This is a genomic window from Streptomyces aureus, from assembly GCF_000725495.1.
Lineage (GTDB): Bacteria > Actinomycetota > Actinomycetes > Streptomycetales > Streptomycetaceae > Streptomyces > Streptomyces aureus_B.
The window spans coordinates 20,785-45,388 of the sequence record NZ_JNZD01000049.1; the positions used below are offsets into that span (position 1 = coordinate 20,785).

18 protein-coding genes and 1 pseudogene are annotated in these 24,604 nt (G+C 72.8%); 15 read left to right on the top strand and 4 right to left on the bottom strand.

All coding sequences use genetic code 11. From position 1 onward, the window contains the following. Positions 1-156: 156 nt before the first annotated feature. From dxr to IO36_RS35095, 6 genes and pseudogenes are all read left to right on the top strand, one after another. The gene (gene dxr, locus IO36_RS35070; RefSeq protein WP_037626162.1) at positions 157-1,413 is read left to right on the top strand and encodes a 1-deoxy-D-xylulose-5-phosphate reductoisomerase; all 1,257 of its coding nucleotides are present in this window, start codon (positions 157-159) and stop codon (positions 1,411-1,413) included. After that, the gene (locus IO36_RS35075) at positions 1,410-2,714 is read left to right on the top strand and encodes a M50 family metallopeptidase (protein ID WP_037626164.1); all 1,305 of its coding nucleotides are present in this window, start codon (positions 1,410-1,412) and stop codon (positions 2,712-2,714) included. Before dxr ends, IO36_RS35075 begins: the two co-directional genes overlap by 4 nt. 170 nt (positions 2,715-2,884) lie before the next feature. After that, positions 2,885-3,905, top strand: a pseudogene (locus IO36_RS35080) (flavodoxin/ferredoxin-dependent (E)-4-hydroxy-3-methylbut-2-enyl-diphosphate synthase). Positions 3,906-4,380: 475 nt separating this feature from the next. Then, positions 4,381-5,229, top strand: coding sequence for a GNAT family N-acetyltransferase (locus IO36_RS35085; protein ID WP_037626168.1), 849 nt, complete (start codon positions 4,381-4,383; stop codon positions 5,227-5,229). Positions 5,230-5,290: 61 nt separating this feature from the next. Continuing rightward, positions 5,291-5,860, top strand: coding sequence for a GNAT family N-acetyltransferase (locus tag IO36_RS35090; RefSeq protein WP_051901182.1), 570 nt, complete (start codon positions 5,291-5,293; stop codon positions 5,858-5,860). Between the two features lie 71 nt (positions 5,861-5,931). After that, the gene (locus IO36_RS35095) at positions 5,932-7,623 is read left to right on the top strand and encodes a proline--tRNA ligase (protein WP_037626171.1); all 1,692 of its coding nucleotides are present in this window, start codon (positions 5,932-5,934) and stop codon (positions 7,621-7,623) included. Between the two features lie 218 nt (positions 7,624-7,841). Here the strand turns inward: IO36_RS35095 and IO36_RS35100 are convergent, their stop codons facing one another. From IO36_RS35100 to IO36_RS35110, 3 genes are read right to left on the bottom strand one after another with little or no spacing between them, the layout of a single operon-like run. Further along, on the bottom strand, positions 7,842-8,795 hold the full coding sequence (locus IO36_RS35100) for an aminoglycoside phosphotransferase family protein (RefSeq protein WP_037626173.1): 954 nt from the start codon (positions 8,793-8,795) through the stop codon (positions 7,842-7,844). 39 nt (positions 8,796-8,834) lie between these two features. After that, positions 8,835-9,308 (bottom strand): ferritin-like domain-containing protein, encoded by a 474-nt coding sequence (locus IO36_RS35105; RefSeq protein WP_037626175.1) that lies wholly within the window; start codon positions 9,306-9,308, stop codon positions 8,835-8,837. Then, positions 9,305-9,934, bottom strand: a complete 630-nt coding sequence (locus IO36_RS35110; RefSeq protein ID WP_037626178.1) for a hypothetical protein — start codon at positions 9,932-9,934, stop codon at positions 9,305-9,307. Before IO36_RS35110 ends, IO36_RS35105 begins: the two co-directional genes overlap by 4 nt. Positions 9,935-10,185: 251 nt before the next feature. Here IO36_RS35110 and rimP point away from each other — a divergent pair, with 251 nt between their 5' ends. From rimP to IO36_RS35160, 9 genes are all read left to right on the top strand, one after another. Continuing rightward, entirely contained in the window at positions 10,186-10,683 is a 498-nt protein-coding gene (rimP, locus tag IO36_RS35115; protein WP_037626180.1) for a ribosome maturation factor RimP, read from the top strand. 2 nt (positions 10,684-10,685) lie between these two features. Then, positions 10,686-11,684 (top strand): transcription termination factor NusA, encoded by a 999-nt coding sequence (nusA, locus tag IO36_RS35120; RefSeq protein ID WP_037626182.1) that lies wholly within the window; start codon positions 10,686-10,688, stop codon positions 11,682-11,684. A gap of 101 nt (positions 11,685-11,785) precedes the next feature. Then, positions 11,786-12,064 (top strand): YlxR family protein, encoded by a 279-nt coding sequence (locus tag IO36_RS35125; protein ID WP_078943638.1) that lies wholly within the window; start codon positions 11,786-11,788, stop codon positions 12,062-12,064. 149 nt (positions 12,065-12,213) lie between these two features. Next, positions 12,214-15,342: a translation initiation factor IF-2 gene (infB, locus tag IO36_RS45255; protein ID WP_078943639.1), complete on the top strand. Its 3,129-nt coding sequence runs from the start codon at positions 12,214-12,216 to the stop codon at positions 15,340-15,342. A gap of 275 nt (positions 15,343-15,617) precedes the next feature. Then, on the top strand, positions 15,618-15,911 hold the full coding sequence (locus IO36_RS35140) for a DUF503 domain-containing protein (RefSeq protein ID WP_037626190.1): 294 nt from the start codon (positions 15,618-15,620) through the stop codon (positions 15,909-15,911). Positions 15,912-15,954: 43 nt separating this feature from the next. Next, complete coding sequence (gene rbfA, locus IO36_RS35145; RefSeq protein ID WP_037626193.1) at positions 15,955-16,410, top strand: 30S ribosome-binding factor RbfA; 456 nt, start codon at positions 15,955-15,957, stop codon at positions 16,408-16,410. Beyond that, positions 16,407-17,312 carry a tRNA pseudouridine(55) synthase TruB gene (truB, locus tag IO36_RS35150; RefSeq protein ID WP_037626194.1) on the top strand — a complete coding sequence of 302 codons (906 nt, stop codon included), beginning with the start codon at positions 16,407-16,409 and terminating at the stop codon, positions 17,310-17,312. The genes rbfA and truB overlap by 4 nt, the downstream gene beginning before the upstream one ends. A gap of 264 nt (positions 17,313-17,576) precedes the next feature. Then, the gene (locus IO36_RS48625) at positions 17,577-21,620 is read left to right on the top strand and encodes a trypsin-like peptidase domain-containing protein (protein WP_037626196.1); all 4,044 of its coding nucleotides are present in this window, start codon (positions 17,577-17,579) and stop codon (positions 21,618-21,620) included. Between the two features lie 230 nt (positions 21,621-21,850). Further along, positions 21,851-22,804, top strand: a complete 954-nt coding sequence (locus tag IO36_RS35160; RefSeq protein WP_078943640.1) for a bifunctional riboflavin kinase/FAD synthetase — start codon at positions 21,851-21,853, stop codon at positions 22,802-22,804. A 112-nt stretch (positions 22,805-22,916) separates the two neighbouring features. Here IO36_RS35160 and IO36_RS35165 read toward each other — a convergent pair. Further along, positions 22,917-24,604: MinD/ParA family ATP-binding protein (locus IO36_RS35165; RefSeq protein WP_037626209.1), on the bottom strand; the 1,688-nt coding region annotated here is incomplete at its 5' end.

Genomic DNA, 24,604 nt, shown 5'->3' on the forward strand with positions numbered 1-24,604 from the left:
CCCCGCGGCCGGGCCCCGCCGGGCACGGCCCGCGGGGGAGGCCCGCCGCCCACCGGGGTCCCCCGACGCGCCCGGGCACCGGCGGCGACGGCGGGAGAGGGCGGCAATGAGGGACGCCCTGTCCTGCGGCCGCCGCGATGCGGCCACAATGGGGGGATGAGCGACAGTCCAGCCCCCCTCGCTGATCCGCATCTCGTCTTCGACCCCGTGACCGGAGTCCGGCATGTCGTGATCCTCGGATCCACCGGCTCGATCGGCACCCAGGCCATCGACCTCGTGCTGCGCAACCCCGACCGGTTCCGGGTCACCGCGCTGTCCGCCGCCGGCGGCAGGGTCGCCCTGCTCGCCGAGCAGGCCCACCGGCTGCGGGTGCGGACGGTCGCCGTGGCGCGCGAGGACGCCGTCCCCGCGCTCAGGGAGGCCCTCGCGTCCCGGTACGCGCCCGGTGAGACCCTTCCCGACATCCTCGCCGGACCCGACGCGGCCACCCAGGTCGCCGCCCTGGACTGCCACACCGTCCTCAACGGCATCACCGGTTCCATCGGCCTCGCGCCCACCCTCGCCGCCCTGGAGGCGGGCCGCACCCTCGCGCTCGCCAACAAGGAGTCGCTCATCGTCGGCGGCCCGCTGGTGAAGGCACTGGCGAAGCCGGGCCAGATCATCCCGGTCGACTCCGAGCACGCGGCCCTCTTCCAGGCGCTGGCCTCCGGCACCCGCGCGGACGTGCGCAAACTGGTCGTGACCGCCTCCGGGGGCCCGTTCCGCGGCCGTACGAAGGCGGAACTGGCGGACGTGAAGCCGGCCGACGCCCTCGCGCACCCCACCTGGGCCATGGGCCCGGTCATCACGGTCAACTCCTCGACCCTCGTCAACAAGGGGCTGGAGGTCATCGAGGCGCACCTCCTCTACGACATTCCCTTCGACCGCATTGAGGTGGTCGTGCACCCGCAGTCGTATGTCCACTCGATGGTGGAATTCACGGACGGCTCGACGATGGCCCAGGCGACGCCCCCCGACATGCGGGGGCCCATCGCCATCGGCATCGGCTGGCCCGAGCGCGTCCCGGACGCGGCGCCCGCCTTCGACTGGACGAAGGCCTCGAGCTGGGAGTTCTTCCCGCTGGACGACGAGGCCTTCCCGTCGGTGGGACTCGCCCGGCACGTGGGGCAGCTCGCGGGTACGGCCCCGGCGGTGTTCAATGCCGCCAACGAGGAGTGCGTGGACGCGTTCCTGAACGGCACACTGGCGTTCAACGGGATCATGGAGACCGTCACCCGGGTCGTCGAGGAACACGGCACACCGCGTACGGGAACTTCCCTGACCCTCGCGGACGTCCTCGAAGCGGAGACCTGGGCACGGGCCCGGGCCCGTGAACTGACGGCACAGACGACGACCGCGGAGGCTCGTGCATGACGACCCTGATGATGATTCTCGGCATAGTCGTCTTCGTGGTCGGCCTGCTGATCTCGATCGCGTGGCACGAGCTGGGACATCTCTCGACGGCCAAACTGTTCGGCATCCGGGTGCCGCAGTACATGGTGGGCTTCGGCCCGACCATCTGGTCGCGGAAGAAGGGCGACACCGAGTACGGCATCAAGGCTGTCCCGCTCGGCGGTTACATCCGCATGATCGGCATGTTCCCGCCCGGCCCGGACGGCCGGATCGAGGCCCGCTCGACATCCCCGTTCCGGGGCATGATCGAGGACGCCCGGTCGGCCGCCTTCGAGGAACTGCAGCCCGGCGACGAGACCCGCCTCTTCTACACGCGCAAGCCGTGGAAGCGCGTGATCGTGATGTTCGCCGGCCCCTTCATGAACCTCGTGCTCGCCGTGGCGATCTTCCTCGGCGTGATGATGACGTTCGGCGTCCAGACCCAGACGACCACGGTCGGCACGGTCTCGGACTGCGTCATCCAGCAGAGCGAGAACCGCACGAAGTGCGCCAAGGACGACCAGGCCGCGCCCGCCAAGGCCGCCGGTCTCCACGGCGGGGACAAGATCCTCGCGTTCGACGGCAAGAAGGTCGAGGACTGGTCGGCCCTCCAGTCCGACATCCGCGCCAACCCCGGCAAGGACGTCACGATCACCGTCGAGCGCAAGGGGCAGCAGGTCGACCTCAAGGCTCACCTGATCAAGAACCAGGTGAGCAAGACCGACGGCAACGGCGGCTACGTCGAGGGCAAGTACGTGTACGCCGGCTTCCTCGGCTTCACACCCGCCTCCGGCATCGTCCAGCAGTCCTTCGGCCAGTCCGTGACCCGCATGGGCGACATGATGCAGAACGGCGTCGAGTCCCTGGTGTCGCTGCCCGGCAAGGTCCCGGACCTGTGGAACGCGGCCTTCGGCGACGCCCCGCGCAAGGCCGACTCCCCGATGGGCGTGGTCGGCGCGGCCCGCATCGGCGGCGACGTCTTCACCCTGGACATCCCCGCCTCGCAGCAGGTCGCGATGATGCTGCTGCTGGTCGCCGGGTTCAACCTGTCGCTGTTCCTGTTCAACATGCTCCCGCTGCTCCCGCTCGACGGCGGGCACATCGCGGGCGCGCTGTGGGAGTCGCTGCGGCGCCACACGGCGAGGGTGCTCCGGCGCCCGGACCCGGGCCCGTTCGACGTGGCGAAGCTGATGCCGGTGGCCTACGTGGTGGCCGGGATCTTCGTCTGCTTCACGGTGCTCGTCCTGATCGCCGACGTCGTCAATCCGGTGAAAATCTCTTAGTCATACTGCGTTGACCGTGGCCGGGCACCCTTGGTGTCCGGCCACCTTCCATTGAGTGGGTTTGAAGCCCGGGGGCGTGATGTGCCCGGTGGCTCGCCCGTACCGTAATCTCGAACCCCGGAGCCCACGATTTCCGGGACCTTGATCCACAACTTGGGGTTGCACAGCAGATGACTGCGATTTCTCTCGGCATGCCGTCCGTTCCGACCAAGCTGGCCGAGCGCCGCAAGACCCGGCAGATCCAGGTCGGGACCGTCGCCGTGGGCGGAGACGCACCCGTCTCGGTGCAGTCGATGACGACCACGCGCACGTCGGACATCGGCGCCACGCTCCAGCAGATCGCCGAGCTGACCGCGTCCGGCTGCCAGATCGTCCGGGTCGCCTGTCCCACCCAGGACGACGCCGACGCGCTCGCCACCATCGCCAAGAAGTCCCAGATCCCCGTCATCGCGGACATCCACTTCCAGCCGAAGTACGTGTTCGCCGCGATCGAGGCGGGCTGCGCCGCCGTCCGCGTCAACCCCGGCAACATCAAGCAGTTCGACGACCAGGTCAAGGAGATCGCGCGGGCCGCGAAGGACACCGGCACCCCGATCCGCATCGGCGTCAACGCCGGCTCGCTCGACAAGCGGCTCCTCCAGAAGTACGGCAAGGCGACGCCCGAGGCGCTCGTCGAGTCCGCGCTGTGGGAGGCGTCCCTCTTCGAGGAGCACGACTTCCACGACATCAAGATCTCGGTCAAGCACAACGACCCGGTCGTGATGGTCAACGCCTACCGCCAGCTCGCCGCCGCCTGCGACTACCCGCTCCACCTCGGCGTCTCTCCGAGGGCATCGGCGACACCATCCGCGTCTCCCTCTCGGCCCCGCCGGTCGAGGAGGTCAAGGTCGGCCTGCAGATCCTCCAGTCGCTGAACCTGCGCCAGCGCGGCCTGGAGATCGTCTCCTGCCCGTCCTGCGGCCGGGCCCAGGTCGACGTCTACAAGCTGGCCGAGGAAGTCACCGCCGGGCTCACCGGCATGGAGGTGCCGCTGCGCGTCGCCGTCATGGGCTGCGTCGTCAACGGCCCCGGCGAGGCCCGCGAGGCCGACCTCGGCGTCGCCTCCGGCTCGAAGAGGCGATGAAGCTCGCCGACCAGATGGAGGCCGACGGAGTCGCCTCCGGCGAGCCGACGATCTCGGTAGCGGGCTGACACGTCACCGAAGGCCGGGCGAGCCACTTCGCCCGGCCCCTTGAGGTCAACGCGGGCCTGCCTTCCGCCCCCGGCCGAGGTGACCTCCCCAGGGGCGCGGGGAACTGCGCGAGCAACCCCCACGCACCCGCACCCGGGGCAAGCACCCAGGCATCCAAGGGCAACGAGGGATCACCTTCCGCCCCCGGCCGGGGTGACCTCCCCAGGGGCGCGGGGAACTGCGCGCCCGGCCCCCACGCACCCGCACCCGGGGCAAGCACCCCGGCATCCAAGGACAACGAGGGATCACCTTCCGCCCCCGGCCGGGGTGACCTCCCCAGGGGCGCGGGGAACTGCGCGAGCAACCCCCACGCACCCGCACCCGGGACAAGCACAGGGCCCCCGGCCAGTACCCGCGGACAACGAGGGGCGGCGGGCCACAACCCCGCCAGGTACAGTGCGGAGATCAGCAGATCCCAGGGTGAGGCCCCCGTACGTGTTGACCCAGACCACCACCAGGGTCCTCGAACCGAGTGACCTGGACGCCGCGCTCGCCGTCCTCGGCCGCGAGCCGGTGGCGAACGCCTTCGTCACCTCCCGAGTACAGGTCGCCGGGCTCGACCCATGGCGGCTCGGCGGCGAGATGTGGGGCTGGTACGAGGACGGCATGCTCCAGTCCCTCTGCTACGCCGGCGCCAACCTCGTCCCGATCTGCGCCACCCAGCGCGCCGTGCGCGGCTTCGCCGACCGGGCCCGCAGGGGCGGCCGCCGCTGCTCCTCGATCGTCGGCCCCGCCGAGCCCACCGCCCAGCTGTGGCGGCTGCTCGAACCGAGCTGGGGCCCGGCCCGCGACATTCGCGCCCACCAGCCGCTGATGGTCACCGACCGGCTGCCCGCGGACGTCACCCCGGATCCCTACGTCCGCCGCATCCGCAAGGACGAGATGGAAACGATCATGCCGGCCTGCGTCGCCATGTTCACCGAGGAGGTCGGCGTCTCGCCGCTGGCCGGCGACGGCGGCCTGCTCTACCAGGCCCGGGTCGCGGAACTCGTCGGCTCCGGCCGCTCCTTCGCCCGCCTCGACCGGGACGGCAAGGTCGTCTTCAAGGCCGAGATCGGCGCCGCGACCGCCGAGGCCTGCCAGATCCAGGGTGTATGGGTGGCCCCCGAATACCGCGGGCAGGGCCTCGCCGCCCCCGGCATGGCGGCCGTACTGCGCTACGCCCTCGCCGACGTCGCCCCGGTCGTCAGCCTCTACGTCAACGACTTCAACACCGCGGCCCGGGCGACGTACCGCCGCGTCGGGTTCCAGGAGACCGGCGCGTTCATGAGTGTCCTGTTCTGACGCCCGGCACCGGCCCGCCGTGACCTCACGCGTCCCACGTCCCGCCAGGTAGTCTCCCGGCATGCTGCGCTTCCCCCGTCACGGCCACCGCCAGTCCGACGACGTGGTCATCGGCCCGCTGGATCTCGCCGCGCGCGTCGACGAGGCGCTCGCCGTGCAGGCGCTCGCCTTCGGTCTCGGCGCCGACGAGATCGCCGTACGGCGCCAGATCGTGCTGCGCCATCTGACCTGCCCGGGAGCCCACGCGCTCGGCGCCACCACCACCGACGGCCGGCTCGTGGGCTTCGTCTACGGGATGCCCAACGACCGGGCGCACTGGTGGTCCACCGTCGTCGAGCCCTATCTGCGCGCGCAGGGCCACGACGGCTGGCTCGACGACTCCTTCGTGATCACCGAGCTGCACGTCCACCCCCGCTTCCAGAACCGGGGCGTCGGCCGGGCGCTGATCACGTCGATCACGGACACGGCGTCCGAACCCCGCTCGATCCTCTCCGCGATCGACATCGACAGCCCGGCCCGCGGTCTCTACCGCTCGCTCGGCTACGAGGACCTGGCCCGCCAGGTCCTGTTCCCCAGCGCCCCCAAGCCCTACGCCGTGATGGGAGCCCCCCTTCCGCTGCGACATGCCTAATGGATTTCCGGGGACGGCCGCTGCCCGGATAACCTCCAGGCATCACCCTTACGCAGCAGGAGTCGAGAATCATGGCCCAGGTCCAGCGCATGTCCCGTTTGATGGTCAAGACATTGCGTGACGACCCGGCGGACGCCGAGACGCTCAATCACAAGCTGCTCGTCCGCGCCGGCTACGTCCGCCGCAACGCCGCGGGCATCTGGACCTGGCTGCCGCTCGGCAAGAAGGTCCTCGACAACATCTCCCGCGTGGTCCGCGAGGAGATGGACGCGATCGGCGCCCAGGAGGTCCTCCTGCCGGCCCTGCTGCCCAAGGAGCCCTACGAGGCCTCGGCGCGCTGGGAGGAGTACGGCGACCTGCTCTTCCGTCTCAAGGACCGCAAGGGCGCCGAGTACCTGCTCGGTCCGACGCACGAGGAGATCTTCACGCTGATCGTGAAGGACCAGGTGGCCTCGTACAAGGACCTGCCGGTCATGCTCTACCAGATCCAGACGAAGTACCGGGACGAGGCCCGTCCGCGCGCCGGTGTGCTGCGCGGCCGTGAGTTCCAGATGAAGGACTCGTACTCCTTCGACATCACGGACGAGGGCCTCGCCGAGTCCTACCGTCTGCACCGTGAGGCATACCAGAAGATCTTCGCGCGTCTGGGTCTCGACTACCGCATCGTGTCCGCCGTCTCCGGCGCCATGGGCGGCTCCGCCTCCGAGGAGTTCCTTGCGCCCGCCCCGGCCGGCGAGGACACCTTCGTGGACTGCCCCGCCTGCGACTACGCCGCCAACACGGAGGCCGTGACCTTCAAGCTCACGCCCGTCTCCGCCGAGCACGGCGCGGTCGAGGAGCTGGCCACCCCCGACACCCCGACCATCGAGACGCTCGCCGAGCACCTCGGTGTGCCCGCCTCCGCCACGCTGAAGAACCTGCTGGTGAAGGTCGACGGCGAGATCGTTGCCGTCGGCGTCCCCGGCGACCGCGAGGTCGACCTCGGCAAGCTGGGCGAGCACCTGGCCCCGGCCGTCGTCGAGCTCGTCACGGCGGAGGACTTCGAGGGCCGCGCCGACCTCGTACGCGGCTACGTGGGCCCGCAGGGCCTGGAGAAGGTCCGCTACATCGCCGACCCCCGCGTCGCCCCCGGCACCGCCTGGATCACCGGCGCCAACAAGGTCGACACGCACGCGAAGAACGTCGTGGCCGGCCGTGACTTCGAGGTCGACGACTACCTCGACGTCGTCGTGGTCGAAGAGGGCGACCCCTGCCCGAAGTGCGGTGCCGGCCTCAAGCTGGACCGCGCCATCGAGATCGGCCACATCTTCCAGCTCGGCCGCAAGTACGCCGACACCTTCGGTCTCGACGTCCTCGGCCAGCAGGGCAAGCCGGTCCGCGTGACCATGGGCTCGTACGGCATCGGCGTCTCCCGCGCCGTGGCCGCGCTGGCCGAGCAGTCGGCCGACGAGCAGGGCCTGTGCTGGCCCAAGGAGATCGCTCCGGCCGACGTGCACGTGGTCGCCGCGGGCAAGGCCCTGCAGACCGAGCTGGCCCTCGACGTCTCCGAGAAGCTCGCCGCCGCCGGCGTCCGCGTCCTGGTCGACGACCGCGCGGGTGTCTCCCCGGGCGTGAAGTTCACCGACGCGGAGCTCATCGGCGTCCCGAAGATCCTGGTCGCCGGCCGCCGCTCGGCCGAGGGCGTCCTGGAGCTGAAGGACCGCCGCACCGGCGAGCGCGAGGAACTGACCGTCGAAGAGGCGATCGCCCGCCTGGCGGCGTAGCAGCCCACCGCCGGTGCCCCGTGCCTCCCTCGCGGAGACACGGGGCACCGGCGCGTCGTCGTCCGTGAACTGTGCCACCCCGAAGGCCGCGGGGTACCGGGCCGGGGCTCCGGCAGAGGGTGCCGGGAGCGGCGGACCGCCGTCCGTCCGGCCCCGGGCGGATCAAGGCCGTCGCCGGCCGGCCCGGGGCGGTCCCGGTGACGAGAACCGGGCGGGGCTCAGAGCCAGCCCGCGAACTCCAGGAGCAGTTCGGCGTCCTGGGGGCGGCCGACCCGGGCCGCCCGGACGCCCGACTCGACGGCCCGGAAGAGGGTCCAGCCGCGCAGCCGCGCCTGGTCGACCTCCAGGGACTCCGCGAGCCGCTTGATGCGCCGGCGGGTGATCGAGGGCCCCGACGGCGAGGCGATCAGGTCCTCCACCCGGTCGCGGACCAGCCGCGCCAGGTCGAACGCGCACTCGCCGACCACCGGGTCCGGTCCCACCGCCAGCCAGGGCACGCGCTCGCCGGCGAGCACCTTGCTCTGCCGGAACGTGCCGTGCAGCAGCCGCGCCTCGGGCGGCTCGAGGAGCAGTTCCTCGCGCGCCTCGAGAGCCGCCTCGACCAGGGCCCCGGCCCCGGCTCCGGCACCGATGCCGCTGTCGCCCGCCGCGGTCGCCCGCATGGCCTCGGCCTGCCGGCCGGTGCGCTCCGCGACGGTCTCGAAGACGGGGTCGGCCGGGGGATCGACCCACAGCCGTCGCAGTGTTCCCGCCGCCTCCAGCAGGGCCTTCGCCTCGGGCAGCGACCGCACCGACACATCCGGGTGCAGCCGCTCCAGGAGCAGGACGCCCTCGCCCCCGGTGCCCTCCGGGGCCCCGTCGTCGAGGAGACGGACCGCCCCGCGGCCGTCCCAGTGGGCGAGCGCGGCGCGCTCGGCCTCCGGACGTGCCCGCGCGGGCGCCAGCTTCAGCACGGCGGGCGTGCCGTCGGCCCGGCGCACCAGGACGACCAGACTGCTGCGCCCGCCCGGTGCCTGCACCCGCTCCACGGTCAGCTCGCGCACGTCCACGGCCCGCCGCGCCAGCAGGGGCAGGCCCTCCAGCCACGCGTCGCCCTCGTCGGCGCCCTCCGGCCCGCTCCGGCGGGTCTCGCCGAGCGCCCGGAGGAGGCGCTGCGGCGGTTCGAAGGCCATGCGCGATTCCATGCGCGAGATGTTCCCTTCCAGGTCGCGTTACGTGGGCGAGGGCGCCGTCGCCGACGGCGTGGCCGCCCGCTCGGCGAGCCCAGGGAAGGCTACGCTCTCGCCGCTCCAGCGCACCGCGCGTACCGCGGCCTCGCGCAGCGCCCCGGCCGCCATGCGCCGCCGGTCGCCCGTGCCGGCGCGCACGAGGTCGGAGTACACGTCGGCGACCCGCTCCTCCAGCTCGGCCGCGAACCGTATGGCGGCCGCGGTGTCCGTCACCGGGAACGGCAGCATGTACGCGGGCGACGCGGCCCGGGGCGCGGCGCCCATGTCCTTGACCGCGCGGGTCAGTTCGTCACGCCGGGCGCGATGGGCGTCGTACGCCGACCGGGCGTCGTTCTGCCGGGCCGTGCCGATGCGGGCGCCGACGACGCCGTAACCGTAGACGGCGGCGTGTTCGGCGCCGAGCGCGGCCTGGAGGGCCTCCAGCTCGGCTTCCCGGGTCTTGGTGCGCTTGCTCACTTCGCCGCCTTCGTCAGCAGGAACGCGTGGGCCGCGCCGGCCGCGGCCACGGAGGCCAGCAGTCGGGCGAGTTCGCCGGGGACCTCCAGCAGGGCCTGGGTCCGCTGGTCCGCGAGCGCCAGTTCGGCGGCGGCCAGGTCGGCGAGCGCGTCCTTGGGACGGACCGCCACACCGGGGGAGGCGCCGGCCGCGGCCGGACCCGACGCGGACGCCGAGGCAGAAGCCGAAGCCGAGCCCGATGCCGATGTCGATGCGGAAGGGGACGCCGACTCGGAAGGCGACCCCGAGGCCGAAGGCGACGCGGACGCCGTCGGGGACCCCTTCGCCCCGGCGCTCCCGCCCCCGAAGGCCGTCGCGTGCCGGACGACCTCCGCCCGCAGCGGCCCGAGCCGCTCCGCGAGCTGAGGATGGGCGGCGATCACCGCGGTGTACCGGTCGGAGAGCGTCATGCTGTCGCGGACCGCCCGCGCCCGGGCCCGGTCCGCCGCCGAGGGGCTGCCGCCCGTCGTGTCGCCGGACGGCTGGGGAGCGGAACAGCCGGCGAGCGCGAAGGCGCCCGCGGCGGCTGCCAGCAGGGTCCTTCGGCGCGGCCCCGACGGGGTGCGCGGCGGCGGAGGGAACGACACGGCAGACGTCCTCGGAGGGCTCGTACGAATGTATGGGCGAACTGCCCGTGATCACGGTACCCGCGCATCGGCCGATCACGGCCCAGCGGCTCTCCTCCAACCGTCTCCACCCCCGTTCGGCCCGGCCCGGAGGGCACCCGTCGGCGCGCGAGCACGCACTCGGTGGACGGCAACACCCTCCGCGACCGGATACCCTTTGAGCTGACACGCGACGAACCCACAACAGCACACGCGGCCGAGGAGTCACCCGGATGAGCACGACCCAGAGCGAGAGGCTTCGAGAACTCCTGGATCCGCTCGTGAGCTCCCAAGGCCTCGATCTGGAAGAGATCGAAGTGGAGACCGTAGGCCGCAAGCGTGTACTGCGTGTCGTCGTCGACTCGGACGAAGGCGCCGACCTCGACGCGATCGCCGATGTGAGCCGCGCGCTCTCGGCGAAGCTCGACGAGACGGACGCGATGGGCTCGGGTGAGTACACCCTCGAGGTCGGAACCCCCGGTGCCGAGCGCGAGCTCAAGGAGCACCGTCACTACGTACGCGCCACCGACCGCCTGGTGAAGTTCCAGCTGGCGGAGGACGGCGAACTGCTCGCGAGGATCCTGCTGGTCGAGGACGACGGTCTCGACGTCGAGGTGCCGGGCGTGAAGGGGCGCAAGCCCACCGCCCGCCGGCTCGCCTTCGGAGACATCGTCAAGGCCCGGGTCCAGGTCGAGTTCAACCGCAAGGACAAGAAGGAAGAGGAGGCGTAGCCGTGGACATCGACATGAGTGCCCTGCGGGGTCTGGTGCGGGAGAAGGAGATCTCCTTCGACCTGCTGGTCGAGGCGATCGAGTCGGCCCTCCTCATCGCCTACCACCGCACCGAGGGAAGCCGCCGCCGCGCGCGCGTGAAACTCGACCGGGAGACCGGCCATGTGACCGTGTGGGCGAAGGAGGACCCCGAGGACCTGGAGGAGGGGCAGGAGGCCCGCGAGTTCGACGACACCCCTTCGGGGTTCGGCCGGATCGCCGCGACCACCGCCAAGCAGGTCATCCTGCAGCGTCTGCGGGACGCCGAGGACGACGCGACCCTCGGCGAGTATGCGGGCCGCGAGGGCGACATCGTCACCGGTGTGGTCCAGCAGGGCCGCGACCCGAAGAACGTGCTCGTCGACATCGGCAAGCTGGAGGCCATCCTGCCGGTGCAGGAGCAGGTCCCCGGCGAGACCTACGAGCACGGCCTGCGCCTGCGCTCGTACGTCGTACGGGTGGCCAAGGGCGTCCGCGGTCCGTCCGTGACCCTGTCCCGTACGCACCCCAACCTCGTGAAGAAGCTCTTCGCGCTGGAGGTGCCGGAGATCGCCGACGGTTCCGTCGAGATCGCCGCCATCGCCCGTGAGGCCGGCCACCGCACGAAGATCGCCGTCCGGTCCAACCGCAGCGGTCTGAACGCCAAGGGCGCCTGCATCGGCCCGATGGGCGGCCGGGTGCGCAACGTGATGGCCGAGCTCAACGGCGAGAAGATCGACATCGTCGACTGGTCGGACGACCCGGCGGACATGGTGGCGAACGCGCTCTCCCCGGCCCGGGTCTCCAAGGTCGAGGTCGTGGACCTCGCGGCCCGCTCGGCGCGCGTGACGGTGCCCGACTACCAGCTGTCGCTGGCGATCGGCAAGGAGGGCCAGAACGCCCGCCTCGCCGCGCGCCTCACCGGCTGGCGGATCGACATCCGTCCGGACACCGAGCAGCCCGCCGAGCAGCGCGGGGAATAGACCGGGAATAGATCCGGCCCGCGCATCGCTTACATCACGACAACAACCGTTCGATTCTTGCCCCAAAGGGGTGAGGTCGGTACGGGGAGGTAGACTTAACAGTGTCTGGCCGGACGCGAGCCCGCGCATGCCCTGAACGCACCTGTGTGGGGTGCCGGGAGCGAGCGGCCAAGAGAGACTTGCTGCGCATCGTGGCGGTCGAGGACGCGTGCGTCCCCGATCATCGCGGTACGCTGCCTGGTCGGGGTGCGTACGTGCATCCCGTTCCGGTCTGTCTCGATCTGGCGGTCCGCCGCCGGGCGATCCCACGGGCGCTGCGCGCTCCGGGACCGCTCGACACCGCGGCGTTGCGCCTCACCGTCGAGCAGACGACACCGTAAGAGGAGTCGTGCGGGAACCCCCGTGCGGCCCTGGTATTCCGCGAGTTGGAAGTAGGTCGAGATTGCGATGAGCACTCGATGAGCACGCGATGAGTACGCCCATGAAGTAGCGACGGTCCGGACGCAGACCCGGACCTAAAAGGAGCGAAGTGGCTAAGGTCCGGGTATACGAACTCGCCAAGGAGTTCGGCGTAGAGAGCAAGGTCGTCATGGCCAAGCTCCAAGAACTCGGTGAATTCGTCCGTTCGGCGTCCTCGACGATCGAGGCGCCCGTCGTACGCAAACTGACAGATGCCCTCCAGCAGGGCAACGGTGGCGGCAAGCCCGCCCCGCGCAAGGCTGCCCCGGCCAAGCCGGGCGCCCCCTCCCCGGCGCAGGCTGCCCGTCCGGCCGCCCCGCGCCCGGCGGCCCCCAAGCCGGCCACGGCCGAGAAGCCCGCGGGCGGTCCGGTGACCCCGGCGACCCCGGGCCCTCGCCCGACTCCGGGCCCCAAGCCGGCCCCGAAGCCCGCTCCGGCGGCTCCGGCTCCGGCCGCGCCAGAGTTCACCGCGCCCCCGTCGGCGCCGGCCGCGCCGCAGACGCCCTCGGCTCCCGCCGCGGGTCCCCGTCCGGGCGCTCCGCGTCCCGCCGGCCAGGCCCCGCGTCCCGGTGCCCGTCCGGCCGGTCCCGGCCAGGGCGGCCAGGGCCGTGGTGACCGTCCCGAGCGCGGCGACCGTCCGGGCGCTCCGCGTCCCGGCGGCCAGGCCCCGCGTCCGGGTGCCCGTCCCGCGGGTCCCCGTCCGGGCAACAACCCGTTCACCTCTGGTGGCTCCACCGGCATGGCGCGCCCGCAGGCGCCCCGTCCGGGCGGTGCCCCGCGTCCCGGTGGCGCCGGTGCCCCCGGCGGCCCGCGCCCGCAGGGCCAGGGCGGCCAGGACCGTGCTCCCCGTCCCCAGGGCGGTCCCGGCGGCGCTCCGCGTCCGCAGGGCGGTCCGGGCGGCGCCCGTCCGACCCCGGGCGGCATGCCCCGTCCGCAGGCCCCGCGTCCCGGCGGCGGCCCCGGCGGCAACCGTCCGAACCCCGGCATGATGCCTCAGCGTCCTGCCGCGGGCAGCCCGCGTCCCGGCGGCGGCCCCGGTGGCCGTGGTCCGGGTGCCGGTGGCGGTCGTCCCGGCGGTCCCGGCGGTCGTCCGGGCGGCGGCTTCGCCGGCCGTCCGGCGGGTCCCGGTGGCGGTGGCGGCGGCTTCGCCGGTCGTCCCGGTGGTCCCGGTGGCGGTGGCGGCGGCTTCGCCGGTCGTCCGGGTGGTCCCGGCGGTGGCGGCGGTCGTCCCGGCTTCGGCGGTCGTCCGGGTGGTCCCGGTGGCCGTGGTGGCACGCAGGGTGCGTTCGGCCGTCCCGGCGGTCCGGCGCGTCGTGGACGCAAGTCGAAGCGGCAGAGGCGCCAGGAGTACGAGGCCATGCAGGCCCCGTCGGTCGGCGGCGTGATGCTGCCTCGCGGCAACGGACAGAGTGTCCGCCTGTCGCGCGGTGCCTCCCTCACCGACTTCGCGGAGAAGATCAACGCCAACCCGGCGTCGCTCGTCGCCGTGATGATGAACCTCGGCGAGATGGTCACTGCCACGCAGTCCGTCTCCGACGAGACCCTCCAGCTGCTCGCCGGCGAGATGAACTACGTCGTCGAGATCGTCAGCCCGGAGGAGGAGGACCGCGAGCTGCTCGAGTCCTTCGACATCGAGTTCGGCGAGGACGAGGGCGACGAGGAAGACCTCGTGGTCCGTCCGCCGGTCGTGACCGTCATGGGTCACGTCGACCACGGTAAGACCCGCCTTCTCGACACCATCCGCAAGACGAACGTCGTCGCGGGCGAGGCCGGCGGTATCACGCAGCACATCGGTGCGTACCAGGTCGCGACCGAGGTCAACGGTGAAGAGCGCAAGATCACCTTCATCGACACCCCCGGTCACGAGGCGTTCACCGCCATGCGTGCCCGTGGTGCCAAGTCGACCGACATCGCGATCCTCGTGGTGGCGGCCAACGACGGTGTGATGCCCCAGACGATCGAGGCGCTGAACCACGCCAAGGCGGCCGACGTGCCGATCGTGGTCGCGGTCAACAAGATCGACGTCGAGGGTGCCGACCCGACCAAGGTGCGCGGTCAGCTCACCGAGTTCGGTCTGGTGGCCGAGGAGTACGGCGGCGACACGATGTTCGTCGACATCTCCGCCAAGCAGGGTCTGAACATCGACTCCCTGCTGGAGGCCGTGGTCCTGACCGCGGACGCCTCGCTCGACCTGCGGGCCAACCCGGAGCAGGACGCGCAGGGTATTGCGATCGAGTCCCACCTCGACCGCGGCCGCGGTGCCGTCTCGACGGTCCTGGTCCAGCGCGGCACGCTGCGCATCGGCGACACCATGGTGGTCGGCGACGCGTACGGCCGTGTCCGGGCGATGCTCGACGACAACGGCAACAACGTCGAGGAAGCGGGTCCGTCGACCCCCGTCCTGGTCCTGGGTCTCACCAACGTCCCGGGCGCCGGCGACAACTTCCTCGTCGTCGACGAGGACCGCACGGCCCGCCAGATCGCGGAGAAGCGCGCGGCGCGCGAGCGCAACGCCAACTTCGCCCGCCGCGGTGTCCGGTTCTCCCTGGAGAACCTGGACGAGGCCCTCAAGGCCGGTCTGGTGCAGGAACTCAACCTCATCATCAAGGGCGACGCGTCCGGTTCGGTGGAGGCTCTCGAGTCCTCGCTGCTCCAGCTCGACGTCGGCGAAGAGGTCGACATCCGCGTCCTGCACCGCGGTGTGGGTGCGGTCACCGAGTCCGACATCAACCTGGCGACCGGCTCCGACGCCATCGTCATCGGCTTCAACGTCCGGGCAGCCGGCCGTGCGCAGCAGATGGCGGAGCGCGAGGGCGTCGACGTCCGGTACTACTCGGTGATCTACCAGGCCATCGAGGAGATCGAGGCGGCCCTCAAGGGCATGCTCAAGCCGGAGTACGAGGAGGTCGAGCTGGGCACGGCGGAGATCCGCGAGGTCTTCAAGTCGTCCAAGCTGGGCAACATCGCCGGTGTCCTGGTCCGGTCGGGCGAGGTCAAGCGCAACACCAAGGCGCGCCTCCTCCGCGACGGCAAGGTCATCGCGGAGAACCTCAACATCTCCGGTCTGCGTCGCTTCAAGGACGACGTCACCGAGATCCGCGAAGGCTTCGAGGGTGGTATCAACCTCGGAAACTTCAACGACATCAAGGTCGACGACGTCATCGCGACGTACGAGATGCGCGAGAAGCCGCGCTCGTAAAGCGGTTCCCGGGCTGGCCGGCGGTGAGCCTCACCGCCGGCCAGCCCGGCTTTTGCGAGATCGCGCGATTCCCCGCGTCCCTTCCGGGGCGCGGGGAATCGCGCGACCGGCTCCTGCCGGCCCCACGGCCGGCCGGAGGCGGTCACCCGCCCGGAGCAGACCCGGGGCCCGGAAACCCCGTCGAGCGGGCCGACGGATCGTTGTACGGTTCTGATGTCCCTGCCAAGAGCCTTGGCAGGCCGTCTACCCCGTACCGGCGGGACATCCGGTTACACATGTATGTGGGGACGCTGTCCTTCGATCTGCTCCTCGGCGACGTGCACTCGCTCAAGGAGAAACGCTCTCTCGTCCGGCCGATCGTCGCCGAACTCCAGCGGAAGTACGCGGTGAGTGCCGCCGAGACGGGCAACCAGGACCTTCACCGCAGGGCCGAGATCGGCCTGGCGGTGGTCTCCGGGGACACCGGGCACCTGTCGGACGTACTGGACCGGTGCGAACGGCTGGTCGCGGGGCGACCGGAGGTGGAACTGCTGTCGGTACGACGCAGGCTCCACAGCGACGAAGACTGACGAAGACCGACGCAACACGCAAGGCGAAGAAGGAGACGGACCAGTGGCCGACAACGCGCGGGCGAAGAGGCTGGCGGACCTCATCCGAGAGGTGGTGGCCCAGAAGCTGCAGCGCGGGATCAAGGACCCGCGGCTCGGCACTCACGTCACCATCACGGACACCCGGGTCACCGGGGACCTCCGGGAGGCCACCGTCTTCTACACGGTGTACGGGGACGACGAGCAGCGTGCCGAGGCGGCCGCGGGCCTGGAGAGCGCCAAGGGCGTCCTCCGCTCCGCCGTGGGCGCGGCGGCCGGCGTGAAGTTCACGCCGACGCTGACGTTCGTCGCGGACGCCCTCCCGGACACCGCCAAGACCATCGAGGACCTGCTCGACAAGGCGCGGGCCTCGGACGCGAAGGTGCGCGAGGTCTCGGCCGGCGCGGCCTTCGCGGGCGACGCCGACCCGTACCGGAAGCCGGGCGAGGACGACGAGGACGAGGACGACTCGGCTCGATGACGCAGAAGACCAAAACGCCCGACGGGCTTGTCATCGTCGACAAGCCGTCGGGCTTCACTTCGCACGACGTGGTCGCCAAGATGCGCGGGATCGCCAGGACCCGCCGCGTCGGCCACGCGGGCACCCTCGACCCCATGGCGACGGGCGTGCTCGTCCTCGGCGTCGAGAAGGCCACCAAGCTCCTCGGGCACCTCGCGCTCACCGAGAAGGAGTACCTCGGCACGATCCGGCTCGGCCAGAACACGCTGACCGACGACGCCGAGGGCGAGATCACTTCCTCGACGGACGCCTCCGGTATCAAGCGCGACGCGATCGACGCCGGTGTGGCCAAGCTGACCGGCGCCATCATGCAGGTGCCGTCCAAGGTCAGCGCCATCAAGATCGACGGCGTGCGCTCCTACAAGCGGGCGCGCGAGGGCGAGGAGTTCGAGATCCCGGCCCGTCCGGTGACGATCTCCTCGTTCGCGGTGTACGACATCCGTGACGCGGTCGCCGAGGACGGCACCCCGGTGCTCGACCTCGTCGTCTCCGTCGTCTGCTCGTCCGGCACCTACATCCGCGCGATCGCCCGGGACCTCGGCGCGGACCTGGGCGTCGGCGGTCACCTCACCGCACTGCGCCGCACCCGCGTGGGCCCGTACAAGCTGGATTCCGCGCGCACCCTCGACCAGCTCCAGGAGGAGCTGACGGTGATGCCCATCGCGGAGGCGGCCGCGGCCGCGTTCCCGCGCTGGGACGTGGACGCCAAGCGGGCCCGGCTGCTGCTGAACGGCGTGCGCCTGGAGATGCCCGACGAGTACACGGGCAAGGGCACCGTCGCGGTCTTCGACCCCGAGGGCGCCTTCCTCGCGCTCGTCGAGGAGCAGAAGGGCAAGGCCAAGAGCCTGGCCGTCTTCGCCTGAGGAACACGCGCGCCCGCCGGGGCGCGGCCGGGCGCGGAGTTCGCCCGAGGAGCGGCGGTCACGGGGTCTCGTGCCCGCCGCTCGACGGTCCCCCCTCGGTTCCCCCACCCAAGGTCTATCCATCCGACCTGCCGTTTTCACCCCATCGGGCGGGCGCTCGGAGTGAACCGGGGGAGTAGAAGGGGGCGCGTTTCCCGCACGATCTGTCCCGCTGATCAACTCGCCCCTACCGTCGGACCAGGAGCACGGCGGGGAGGTTCGAGTATGGCGGGGCGCGGCCCGCGGACCGGGAACGATGTGGCGGCGGACGGTGCCGGACGGGCGGGGGACGACGCCCTCGTACGCGTCTGTGACCCCGCCGGCCGGCCACGCGGCACGGGATTCGCCGCCGACCACCAAGGAACCGTGATCACCGGTCACGAGGCCGTCCACGGCCTGGACCGGTTCGTCCTGCACGCCCCCGACGGCCGCACCTGCGTGCTGGGCGCCGACGCCGTCACCCCCTTGCCCGGCCTCGGGCTCGCCCTCGTCCGCACCGAAGGACTCGGCCTGGTCCCGCTCCCCGTCACCGTGCGGGACCGCGTCGCGACCGGCACGTACGTCAGGCTCGCCGCGGGCGGCTGGCGCGAGGCGCGCGTGCTGGGCACCTCCGCCGTGCACTCCGCCGACGCTCATCTCCCGGTCGAAGCAATGGAGTTGGCGATCGGTACGACGGGCGCCGACGCGCTCAGGCCGGGCGGCGGAGCGGCCGGGGGACCGGTCCTCGACGCCCGTACCGGAGCCGTCGTGGCGGTCGTCGCCACCCATCTCGAGGCGGGTGTCCCCGAAGCCGCCCTGCCGGGGGAGCGCCCGGCCGGACACCGGGCACCCGGCTTCGCCCTCCCGCTGCGGGGCCGTGTCGCCCTGGCGCCGCTCGCCGGACTGCTGGCCCGCAACGCGGCCACCGTCCCCGCCTACGGCGCCGACCTGAACCTCGCCGCCGCCCTGGAACTCACCGCGACCTCGGTGGCCTCGGACGGGCCGCGGCCGCCGGTCCCGTCCTCGCTCCCCCTCGGCGCGGCGCGTCCCGTCATCGTCGAACGGGCCGACGTGGACCGGGAGTTCTCGGCCTTCGAGAACGGCCCGGCCTCCGTCCTCGCGCTCGTCGGCCCTCCGGGCAGCGGCCGTACGACGGAACTGGCCGCCCTCGCCGCACGCCGCCTGTACGGCCCCGAGCCGGCCCCGACCCTGTGGCTGCGCGGCGCCGACCTCCGCGCCGACGACACCTGCGTGGCCGACGCGGCCACCCGCGCCCTGGAGCGTGCCGGGCGGATCGTCGCCGCCTCCCGGCAGAACCCGGTGACGGCAGGGGCTCCGGCCACCCGCCGGTCCCCGGCCGACCGCAGCGTCCTGCCGCCGGAGGGGTACGGCGGCGAACTCGGCGACATCGCCGCCGACCGGCTGGCCTGGGCCGCGCTCACCGCCGGCCGCCCGCTGCTGCTCCTGCTCGACGGCCCCGAGGAGATGCCCCCCGAGCTCGCCCACCGCCTCCCCGACTGGACCGAGGAGACGACGGCCTGGCTGACGGAGACCGGCACCCGGCTCGTGATCGCCGGCCGGCCCGAGTTCTGGGAGCGGGCCGGATCGGAATTCCCCCCGACCCTGCTGCACCACGCGGGCACCCCGGCGACGCCGGCGCCGGGCGGGCGGTGGACGCCGGCCTGTGTACCGCTCGGCGATCTGACCGAGGAGGAGGGGCGCCGGGCCCGGTCGGGTGCCGGGATCCCCGAAGGCGCCCTCGCCCCGGCCGACGCCCGCCATCCACTGGTGATCCGGCTGCTCTCCGAGGTGCTGGCCGCTCCCGTCGACCCCGGGCCCGAACCGCTCGACCGCGACGACGTGTTCGCCGCCCACCTCGATCTGATGTGCCTGCGCGTCGCGGTCCGCCTCGCCGGCGCGAACGGGCTGAGCGGCACCGCCGTGCGCCGGCTCGCCGCCCGGGTCTCCGGCCAGGTGCACGAAGCCGCCCGGCGCTGTCTGGGCCCCGGACAGGGCCGGCTGGACCGGGCCTCCTTCGAGAGCGTCTTCCCCTGGGGCCCCGCCCGCGGACGCCTCGCGGGCATCGGCGGCTGGGCCTCCGCCGTCCTCACCGAAGGACTCCTCGTCCCGGCCGGCGACGGCTACCGCTTCGCCCACGAGGAGCTCGCCGACTGGATCCAGGGCACCCACCTCGACCTGGAGGCGGCACTGGACAGCCTGGTCCACCGGGGCCGTGCCGCGTCCGCCGGCGGCTTTGTGCGGGCGTCGGCCACGGGGGACGGCACGGGGTCCGTGTGGACGCCTGTCACGACGTACGGCACCGGCTCCGAGCAGTTGGGCACGACGTACGACACCGGTTCCGCGGGGACAACTGCCGCGGCGTACGGAACCGGTGTCGTACGCACGTCCACCACGGCGTACGGCACCGGTTCAGGGCGGAGGGACACCACGGCGTACGGCGCCGGCTCCGCGCGGAGGGACACCAAGTCGTATGCGACCGGCTCCGCGTGGAGGGACACCGACGCGTCCGTCCACGGGGCCGCCCGGGGTGATCGCATCGCACCACCGGTCATCGCGGCCCGGGGCTCCGGGACCTCCGCCGTCGGAGCAGACGTCCTTCCCGTTCCCCGGCACCGGATCGGCCCCGTCGTCGAGACCCTGCTCCTGCTCTCCCGGAACGACGCCCCGGCCGAACTGGCCCTCCGTCTCGGCGAACTCGTCCACGCGGCCGACGAACTCCTTCCCCCGGCGCCGGACCGGCCGGGCGAGCCCCACGGCATCCCGTTCACCGCCCCGGCGGGCGACCCGCTCTGGTGGGCCACCCGGCTGAGCGCCACCGTCCTGCTCCGCGTGCCCGACGCGACCCCCTACCTCGGCGTGCTGCGGTTCCTCACCGAGCGGATCGTGGCCTGGCGGCAGGAGGGCAGGACCGTCCCCGAGGAGTTCGGTCCGGCCTTCTGGGCGGCGCTGCCCCTCCCCGACGCGGAACGCTTCGACCTGCTGCGGCGCCTGGTGGCCGCCGACCCCCGCCGCATCCCGACGGCCGGGCTCCCGTACCCCGACGAGGCCCCCGCCGTCCCGCGCCATCTCGACACCGTCTCCCGTCTCCTCGGCGCCGACCCGGTCGCCGTGCACCGCCATCTCACCCGCTGGTTCGACGACGAACGGCCCCTCACCGCGACACCGAACGCGACCGTCGCCACGGCCGCGCAGGCCCTGCTGTACGCGCACCGGCGGCGCGCCCCCGACGATCTGACCGAGGCCCTGATGGCCGCCGCGCATCCGCGGGGCGACGAACTGCTCGCCGTACTGGCCGAGGAGGAGCCGTCGCCCGTGTGCCGCGCGGTCGACCGGTGGGCCCACGACGAGCGGCCCAAGCGGCGGGCGGCGGCCGTCGCCCTCGCACTGCGGGCGGCGCCGTTCGCGGTGGCGGAGACAGACCGGGAACCGCTGCGGCGGGCCGCGCTCGCCGTGCTCGCCCGCCCCGCCGACCGTGCCCTGCACGGCGGAGCGCTCGGCGTCCTCGTCCGGGATCCGCTCACCCGCGCCCGCTGGCTGCCGCGGGCGCTGGACCACTTCGCGGCCGGCGACGCCCAGCCCGCCCCGAGCGCGCTGGCCGCCGCACTCACCACCGACCCGGAACCCGTGCTCGCCGCCTTCCGCGAACGGCTGCTGCGGCTCGGCCCCGACACGGCCGAACTCCTCGGCGCCCTCGCCGACATGACCACCCCCGCCCTCGCCCGACCCGTCGCCGCGCTGGTCCGCGAGACCGTGGACCTGTGCCCCGGGGTCGCCGCGTACGTCGCCGCGGACCTCGACCGGCGCATCGACCGGTCGAATGCCTCCCCGGGCCTGCTGTTCGCCCTGGTCAGCGGTCTGCTGGAGCTGTGCGGTCCGCCGGTGCGGACCGCGCTCGGCCAGGTCCTCGCGACACCGGGGGAGCGAACGTCCGCCCCGCTGCGGCGCGAACTCCTCGATCTGCTGCTGGCGCACGAACGCGATCCGGCCGTTCTCGACGCCGTGCTCAGGGCCGCCGGCGACGGCCTCGACCGCACGGGCGAGGCACCGACGCGTGAACTGGTGCACCGCGTCGGCCTGCTCCTCGCCCGCACACCGGCCGGAGCCCTGGCCTTCGACCGCGGCCTGGCCGACCTGGCCCGGCGCGTTTCCGGCTTCGCCCCGCTGCTGGCCCGCTGGGTGAGCGGCGCCCCCGGGGCGTGGGCCGGGCTGGTCGGACCCGGGACCCGCCGGCTGATCGAGAGCCGGGCGGGAGCCCGGGCTCCCGTCTGACCGGCACCCGGACACCCCCGACTCGGGACCGCACCGGGTCCGCCGCGCGCCACGCCGGACCCCTCGCCGGGCCGGGCGCCGAGCACCCGGCCGGCCTCGGCGGCGCGCTCCGCGGCGCTGAGCGATCGGTCACAGCCCGATGCCGATGCATGCCGAGAGCGCACGGCATGGCACCCTTAGAGCTGCGAATAAGGCAATCACGGACACGGGTTCGACAAGGAGCGGTCACAGTGCAGCGCTGGCGTGGCTTGGAGGACATCCCCGAGGACTGGGGGCGCAGCGTCGTCACCATCGGTTCCTACGACGGGGTGCACCGCGGACACCAGCTGATCATCCGGCATGCCGTGGACCGCGCGCGCGAGCTGGGCGTCCCCTCCGTCGTGGTCACCTTCGACCCGCACCCCAGCGAGGTGGTCCGCCCCGGCAGCCACCCGCCGCTGCTCGCCCCGCACCACCGCCGTGCCGAACTGATGGCCGAACTCGGCGTCGACGCCCTGCTCATCCTGCCGTTCACCACGGAGTTCTCGAAGCTGTCGCCGGCCGACTTCGTGGTCAAGGTGCTGGTCGACAAGCTGCACGCGAAGGCGGTCGTCGAGGGCCCCAACTTCCGCTTCGGCCACAAGGCCGCGGGCGACGTCGACTTCCTGCGCGAGCAGGGGCAGACGTACGACTTCGAGGTCGAGGTCGTCGACCTCTTCGTGTCCGGCGAGGCGGGCGGCGGGGAGCCGTTCTCCTCGACCCTGACCCGGCGCCTGGTCGCCGAGGGAGACGTCGAGGGCGCGCGCGAGATCCTCGGCCGGCCGCACCGCGTCGAGGGCGTCGTCGTCCGCGGCGCCCAGCGCGGCCGCGAACTCGGCTTCCCCACGGCCAACGTGGAGACGCTCCCGCACACCGCGATCCCCGCCGACGGGGTGTACGCGGGCTGGCTGCACGCCCAGGGCGAGGCCATGCCCGCCGCGATCTCCGTGGGCACGAACCCGCAGTTCGACGGGACCGAGCGCACGGTCGAGGCGTACGCCATCGACCGCGTCGGCCTCGACCTCTACGGTCTGCACGTCGCCGTGGACTTCCTGGCCTTCGTCCGCGGCCAGGCCCGGTTCGACTCCATCGAGGCCCTGCTGGTGGCGATCGGCGACGACGTGAAGCGCTCACGGGAACTCATCGAGGCGTACGACGGGGCGTAGCCCCTTCCCGGCCTGCCGCCGGCTCCTCTCCACCGCGCTCCATCGCGCTGCATGACGCGAAGACCCGCACCGTCCGTGAACGGTGCGGGTCTTCGCGGTTTTTCCGCCGCTGTTACTGCTGCGGAGGCGCGGAGGGCGCCGGGGGCGGCGGGGTCTGGCCCTGGTGCGGCGGGTACGGCTGACCGGGCTGGAACTGCTCCCCGGGCCGGCCCTGCTGACCGGGCTGAGCGGTCTGACCGGGCTGGAACTGCTGGCCCGGCTGGGGCTGGGGCTGGGGCGGCTGCGGGTAACCCTGTGCCGGAGCCTGGGGATAGGCCTGGCCCGGCTGGGGCGGGTACGGCTGCCCAGGCTGGGCGTAAGGCTGCCCGGGCTGCGGCTGCTGCGGCTGGGCGTACGGCTGTCCTGGCTGCTGCGGGGCCGGGCCCTGCGCGGGCGCTCCCGGCACCTGCTGCCCGGGAGCGTAGTGCCCTGGGACCTGCTGCCCCGGCACGTACTGCCCGGGCATCGGCGGCGCGGCCACCGGCGGCGGGTTGCCGTCGTTGGTCCACAGCCCGTGCGACTGCTGGTGCCGGGCGAAGTCCTCGGCGACCATCGCGGACAGGTTGAAGTACGCCTCGCGCACCTTGGGCCGCATCATGTCGAGGTCGACCTCGGCGCCCGCGGCCAGGTGCTCGTCGAACGGCACGGTCACGACACCCCGGCAGCGCGTCTCGAAGTGGCTGACGATGTCGTCCACCTTGATCATCTTGCCGGTCTCGCGCACTCCGGAGATCACGGTGATCGACCGCGACACCAGGTCCGCGTACCCGTGCGCCGACAGCCAGTCCAGCGTCGTACTGGCGCTGCTCGCCCCGTCCACCGACGGCGTCGAGATGATGATCAGCTGATCCGCGAGGTCGAGCACCCCGCGCATGGCGCTGTACAGCAGACCCGTGCCGGAGTCGGTCAGGATGATCGGGTACTGCTTGCCCAGGACGTCGATCGCGCGCCGGTAGTCCTCGTCGTTGAAGGCCGTGGACACGGCCGGGTCGACGTCGTTGGCGATGATCTCCAGCCCGGAGGGCGCCTGCGAGGTGAACCGCCGGATGTCCATGTACGAGTTGATGTACGGGATGGCCTGCACGAGGTCACGGATGGTGGCGCCGGTCTCGCGGCGCACCCGGCGGCCGAGCGTGCCGGCGTCCGGGTTGGCGTCGATGGCCAGGATCTTGTCCTGGCGCTCGGTGGCGAGCGTGGAGCCGAGCGCGGTGGTCGTGGTCGTCTTGCCGACACCGCCCTTGAGACTGATCACGGCGATCCGGTAGCAGGAGAGCACCGGGGTCCGGATCAGCTCCAGCTTGCGCTGCCGCTCGGCCTCCTCCTTCTTCCCGCCCAGCTTGAAGCGCGAGGACGCTGCGGTCGGACGGCCGCTCTTGGCCTTCTGCCGCTTGTTGTTGAGCAGCCGGTCGGAGGACAGCTCCACCGCCGCGGTGTACCCGAGCGGGGCGGCGCCGGGGTTGGTCGGCTGCCGCTGGTCGTGCCGCACGGGCTGCGGCCAGGCGGTCCCGGTCCGCGGGTCGACGGGGGCGGTCGGCTGCTGCTGCACCGGCGGACCGGGCTGCTGCGGGGGCTGGGGCTGATCCTGTGCCGGGTACGGCGGGGCGGCCCCGGCGGGGGGCTGCGGGTGCGTCTGCGGCTGCGCGAGGTCATGGCCGGGTTGCGGAGCGGCCGGTCCGGCTGCGGGCTGCGGGAAGCCGTAGCCCTGCTCAGGGGCAGGGGCAGGGGCAGGGGCAGGGGCAGGGGCAGGGGCAGGGGCAGGGG

Bases quoted from the DNA above. Each gene is read 5' to 3' on its own strand.
- rimP (WP_037626180.1), top strand. From the start codon at position 10,186: ATGAGCACGACCCAGAGCGAGAGGCTTCGAGAACTCCTGGATCCGCTC.
- truB (WP_037626194.1), top strand. From the start codon at position 16,407: ATGACGCAGAAGACCAAAACGCCCGACGGGCTTGTCATCGTCGACAAG.
- IO36_RS35100 (WP_037626173.1), bottom strand. From the start codon at position 8,795: ATGGCCTTCGAACCGCCGCAGCGCCTCCTCCGGGCGCTCGGCGAGACC.
- dxr (WP_037626162.1), top strand. From the start codon at position 157: ATGAGCGACAGTCCAGCCCCCCTCGCTGATCCGCATCTCGTCTTCGAC.
- IO36_RS35090 (WP_051901182.1), top strand. From the start codon at position 5,291: ATGCTGCGCTTCCCCCGTCACGGCCACCGCCAGTCCGACGACGTGGTC.
- IO36_RS48625 (WP_037626196.1), top strand. From the start codon at position 17,577: ATGGCGGGGCGCGGCCCGCGGACCGGGAACGATGTGGCGGCGGACGGT.
- IO36_RS35140 (WP_037626190.1), top strand. From the start codon at position 15,618: ATGTATGTGGGGACGCTGTCCTTCGATCTGCTCCTCGGCGACGTGCAC.
- IO36_RS35075 (WP_037626164.1), top strand. From the start codon at position 1,410: ATGACGACCCTGATGATGATTCTCGGCATAGTCGTCTTCGTGGTCGGC.
- IO36_RS35095 (WP_037626171.1), top strand. From the start codon at position 5,932: ATGGCCCAGGTCCAGCGCATGTCCCGTTTGATGGTCAAGACATTGCGT.